Annotated in this window: 5 protein-coding genes; all 5 read left to right on the top strand. The window is 67.7% G+C overall.

From position 1 onward, the window contains the following. The coding region (locus tag ACRDPN_RS10795; RefSeq protein ID WP_431447488.1) for an SDR family oxidoreductase at positions 1–1,801 on the top strand (1,801 nt) is incomplete at its 5' end. A 25-nt stretch (positions 1,802–1,826) separates the two neighbouring features. Beyond that, positions 1,827–3,329 carry a depupylase/deamidase Dop gene (gene dop / locus ACRDPN_RS10790; protein WP_431447486.1) on the top strand — a complete coding sequence of 501 codons (1,503 nt, stop codon included), beginning with the start codon at positions 1,827–1,829 and terminating at the stop codon, positions 3,327–3,329. A 64-nt stretch (positions 3,330–3,393) separates the two neighbouring features. Next, positions 3,394–3,588, top strand: a complete 195-nt coding sequence (locus ACRDPN_RS10785; RefSeq protein ID WP_431447484.1) for a ubiquitin-like protein Pup — start codon at positions 3,394–3,396, stop codon at positions 3,586–3,588. Further along, a complete protein-coding gene (prcB, locus tag ACRDPN_RS10780; RefSeq protein ID WP_431447482.1) occupies positions 3,588–4,406 on the top strand; it encodes a proteasome subunit beta in 819 nt (272 codons plus the stop codon). The genes ACRDPN_RS10785 and prcB overlap by 1 nt, the downstream gene beginning before the upstream one ends. A gap of 17 nt (positions 4,407–4,423) precedes the next feature. Then, on the top strand, positions 4,424–4,911 hold a 488-nt coding region (prcA, locus tag ACRDPN_RS10775; protein ID WP_431447480.1), incomplete at its 3' end, for a proteasome subunit alpha.

The following is a 4,911-nucleotide window of genomic DNA, read 5'->3' as shown; positions in this document are numbered from 1 at the left end:
GGGCCTCGGCGTCGACTCTGCCTGGGTCAACGAGCACAAGGGCGAGGTCAAGCATTTCTTCCACCTGGCGGCGTCGTACGACATGACCGCCTCGAAGGCCACGAACGACCGCCTGAACACCGGTGGCACGCACAACGCGCTCCAGCTCGCCGACGCGCTGGAGGCCGGATGCTTCCACCAGGTCTCGTCCATCGCCGCGTCCGGCGACTTCCGCGGTCGCTACACCGAGGACATGTTCGACGAAGGCCAGGGGTTCCAGTCCGACTACCACCGAACGAAGTTCGAGTCCGAGAAGATCGTGCGTGACGAGGCCACCGTGCCGTGGCGGGTCTACCGGCCGGCGGTCGTGGTGGGCGACTCCGAGACCGGGGAGATCGACAAGATCGACGGTCCGTACTACTTCTTCACCCTCATCAAGCGCATGCGCGACTACATGCCGGCCTGGTTGCCCATGTTCGGCGCCGGCATGGGCAGCACCAACATCGTTCCCGTCGACTACGTGGCGAAGGCGATGGACCACCTCGCCCATGAGCCCGGTCTCGACCGCCGTGCATTCCACCTGGTGAACCCACGACCGCAGAAGAACCTGGACATCATCAACGCGTTCGCCCGCGCCGCGAAGTCGCCGTCGTTCCAGGTCTCCCTCGACAACAGGGTCACCGACCTCCTGCCGACCCGCTGGCTCCAGTCGGCGCTCGGACTCACGGCCGGTGGACCCGGTGAGATCGTCGCGAAGCAGACGCTGGGTCGACTCGGCATTCCGGCCGAGGTGCTCGCCCATGTCTCCATGCCCACCCGCTACGACTCGGCGGCAACACTCGAGGCGCTGGACGGTTCCGGTATCGAGATCCCCAAGCTGCGCACCTATGCGGCGACCCTCTGGGACTACTGGGAGCAGAACCTCGATCCCGACATCCGGGCCGACAAGGCCTCCGCCAAGGCGATCCGCGGCAAGACGGTCGTCATCACGGGGGCGACGTCAGGCATCGGCAAGGCGACGGCGCTGCGGGTCGCGGCGCTCGGCGGCACCGCGATCCTGGTCGCACGCGGAGCCGAGAAGCTCGAGCAGACGAAGAGCGACATCATCGCCCACGGCGGATCGGCGTTCGCCTACCAGTGCGACCTTTCCGACCTCGACGACATCGACAAGCTCGCCAAGAAGCTGAACCGCGACTTCGAGGGCATCGACATCGTGGTCAACAACGCCGGTCGCTCGATCCGGCGCTCGCTGCGGCTCTCGTACGAGCGGTTCCACGACTTCGAGCGCACGATGCAGCTCAACTACTTCGGCGCGATCCGGCTGGTCATGGGGCTGACGCCGCAGATGGCGAAGCGGAAGACGGGCCACATCGTCAACATCTCGTCGATCGGGGTGCAGACCAATCCGCCTCGGTTCTCCGCCTACGTCGCGTCCAAGGCCGCGCTGGACGCCTGGAGCCGGGTGGTGGCCTCCGAGCTGATCGGACACGGAATCACGTTCACGTCCATCCACATGCCGCTGGTCCGTACGCCCATGATCGCGCCGACGAAAATCTACGACGCCTTCCCGACCATCAGCCCGTCTCAGGCGGCCGACCTGGTGCTGCGGGCTGTCAGGGACCATCCGCACGAGATCAACACGGTCATGGGAACGGCCGGGGAGCTCTCCCACGCGGTGGCGCCGCACGCGGCGTTCCGCGTCCTCAACCAGGCGTACAAGATCTTCCCTGACTCGGCCGCGGCGCGTGGCGACGGAGCAGGGGAGAAGACGACCCGCCAGCAGCGAGCGCTGGCCCGAGTGCTGAAGGGCGTCCACTGGTAATGGTCGGCGCCCGTAGGCTGGAGTCATGAGTGTCCGCCGTGTCCAGGGCAGCGAGGTGGAGTACGGCATCGCCGTCAGGGGCCAGCCGCACGCCAACCCGATGGTGGCGTCGACTCACGTCGTCAACTCGTATGCCGCCGCGCACGGGCTCACCCGGCGCGCCCGCTGGGACTTCGAGGAGGAGAACCCGCTTCGCGATGCCCGCGGGTTCGACCTGAGCCGCGAGGCGGCCGACCCCTCGCAGCTCACCGACGAAGACCTCGGCCTGGCGAACATCATTCTCACCAACGGCGCGCGCCTCTACGTCGACCATGCTCACCCCGAGTACTCGAGCCCCGAGGTCACGTCTCCGCGCGATGTCGTGGTCTGGGAGAAAGCGGGCGAGGACGTCATGCGGCTCGGCGCCGAGCTGGCCGGCCGGATGCCTGGCGCCGCGCCGGTCGTGCTCTACAAGAACAACGTCGACAACAAGGGGGCGTCCTACGGCTCGCACGAGAACTACCTGATGCGTCGCGACGTCCCGTTCGATTCCGTCGTCGAGCACCTCACACCCTTCTTCGTCTCGCGCCAGGTCTTCACCGGATCCGGTCGGGTCGGACGCAAGCAGGACGGCAGCATCCACGAGTTCCAGATCAGCCAGCGTGCCGACTACATCGAGGTCGGCGTCGGCCTCGAGACCACGCTCAAGCGCCCGATCATCAACACGCGCGACGAGCCGCACGCGGACCCCAAGAAGTACCGACGGCTGCACGTCATCGTCGGTGACGCCAACTGTTCCGAGGTCGCGATCTACCTCAAGCACGGCACCACGTCGCTGGTGCTGGCCATGATCGAGGCCGACCACCTGCCGTCCGGACTGGCGTTGGCTTCACCCGTCGCCGCAGTGCACGACGTGTCGCACGATCCGTCGTTGAAGCACGCGATCGAGCTCGCCGACGGCCGCACCATCACTGCGATCGACCTGCAGGGCGAGTACCTGGCTCACGCCCGCACGTTCGTCGAGCGCGAGGGCTCCGACGAGCAGACCGACGACGTGCTGGCCCGTTGGGAGAGCGTCCTCGATCGGCTGGCTCGCGACCCGCAGGAGTGCGTCCAGGAGCTCGACTGGGTGGCCAAGCTCGCGCTCCTCGAGCAGTACAGGGAGCGCGACGGCCTCGACTGGGACCACGCGAAGCTTCATCTCGTCGACGTGCAGTACCACGACGTGCGTCTCGAGAAGGGGCTCTACCACCAGCTGGTGCGGTCGGGTCGCATGGAGCGCCTCGTCAGCGAGGAGGAGGTCAAGGACGCCGTCTCGACCCCACCGAGCGACACCCGCGCCTATTTCCGGGGGATGTGCCTGGCACGGTTCGCCTCCGACATCGCGGCCGCGTCGTGGGACTCGGTGATCTTCGACCTGCCCGGCCACGACTCCCTGCAGCGCGTCCCCACGATGGAGCCGCTGCGTGGCACCAAGGAGCACGTCGGCGCGCTCTTCGCGCGCAGCGAGACCGCATCTGACCTGTTCACCGCCATCACCCGCCGCTGAACTGAGCGTTCCGCCGCGCGCGAACACGCCTACGAGTGTTCACTCCTAAGGCTAGGGTTGCGGTATGCCCGAACAGCAGCACAAGAGCACCAAGAAGTCGACCGAGACCGACGAGCAGGTCGAGGAGACCGAAGTCGACGCCGAGCGCAAGGAAAAGCTCGACGACGACGTCGACTCGATCCTCGACGACATCGACGACGTGCTCGAGGAGAACGCCGAGGAGTTCGTGCGCAGCTTTGTGCAAAAGGGTGGGCAGTGATGCTGCCAGAGCCCTTCACCGTTGCAGGTTCCTCCTCGTTCGCCGACTTCCTCGCCCAGCAGGCGCCCGGCCTCGTGCCCGGCGCCTCGGCCCGCGGCGCGGGTGACCTCGCCGGCGCTGCGCCGCACGGCACGACCATCGTCGCGGCGACGTTCCCGGGCGGAGTCGTCATGGCGGGCGACCGCCGGGCCACGATGGGCAACGTCATCGCCCAGCGCGACATCGAGAAGGTCTTTCCGGCCGACGAGTACTCGTGCATCGGCATCGCCGGCAGCGCGGGCATCGCGATCGAGCTGGTGCGGCTGTTCCAGGTCGAGCTCGAGCACTACGAGAAGCTCGAAGGCACCGTGCTCTCCGCGGACGGCAAGGCCAATCGACTGTCCGCCCTCATCCGGGGCAACCTCGGCTTGGCGATGCAAGGCCTCGCGGTCGTCCCGCTCTTCGCCGGCTTCGATGCCGCCACGAACATCGGTCGAATCTTCTCCTACGACGTCACCGGCGGCCGCTACGAGGAGCATGCGTTCCATGCCGTCGGCTCCGGCTCGGTGTTCGCCCGCGGTGCCCTGAAGAAGCTCTACCGCGACGACCTCGACGAGAACGAAGCCATCACGGCCACGCTGCAGGCGCTCTACGACGCGGCCGACGACGACTCCGCCACCGGCGGACCAGACCTCACCCGGCGCATCTTCCCGGTGGTCGCGGTCGTGACGGCCGATGGCTACCGCCGGATCTCCGACACCGAGGTCGGCGCGATCGCCGACGACGTCATCGGCGGGCGCCTCGTCCGTCCCGACGGCCCTGCTGCCCCCCTCACCTGAGGCGAGAGGACACACCGATGACCGCACCGTTCTACGTCTCGCCCGAGCAGCTCATGAAGGACCGGGCCGACTTCGCCCGCAAGGGCATCTCCCGCGGCCGCAGCGTGGCCGTCGTCCAGTACGCCGACGGCGTGCTGTTCGTCGCCGAGAACCCCTCCCGGGCGCTGCACAAGATCAGTGAGATCTACGACCGCATCGGCTTCGCCGCGGTGGGCCGCTACAACGAGTTCGAGAACCTGCGCATCGCCGGCGTCCGGCTGGCCGACCTGCGCGGCTACTCCTACGACCGCCGCGACGTCACCGGCCGCGGGCTGGCCAACGCCTATGCGCAGACGCTCGGCACCATCTTCTCGGCCGGCGGCGAGAAGCCGTACGAGGTCGAGCTGTTCGTGGCCGAGGTCGGCGACGACGCGTCCGGTGACCAGATCTACCGCCTCACCTACGACGGTTCGGTCGCCGACATCCAGGGCTACGCGGTGATGGGCGGCCAGACCGAGCAGATCGA

Origin of the sequence: Aeromicrobium sp. (assembly GCF_050700635.1) — a bacterium.
Taxonomy (GTDB): Bacteria; Actinomycetota; Actinomycetes; order Propionibacteriales; family Nocardioidaceae; genus Aeromicrobium.
The sequence above is the reverse complement of the archived record's forward strand: the minus strand, read 5'-3'. Positions and strand labels throughout refer to the sequence as shown.

Bases quoted from the DNA above. Each gene is read 5' to 3' on its own strand.
- ACRDPN_RS10785 (WP_431447484.1), top strand. From the start codon at position 3,394: ATGCCCGAACAGCAGCACAAGAGCACCAAGAAGTCGACCGAGACCGAC.
- dop (WP_431447486.1), top strand. From the start codon at position 1,827: ATGAGTGTCCGCCGTGTCCAGGGCAGCGAGGTGGAGTACGGCATCGCC.
- prcB (WP_431447482.1), top strand. From the start codon at position 3,588: ATGCTGCCAGAGCCCTTCACCGTTGCAGGTTCCTCCTCGTTCGCCGAC.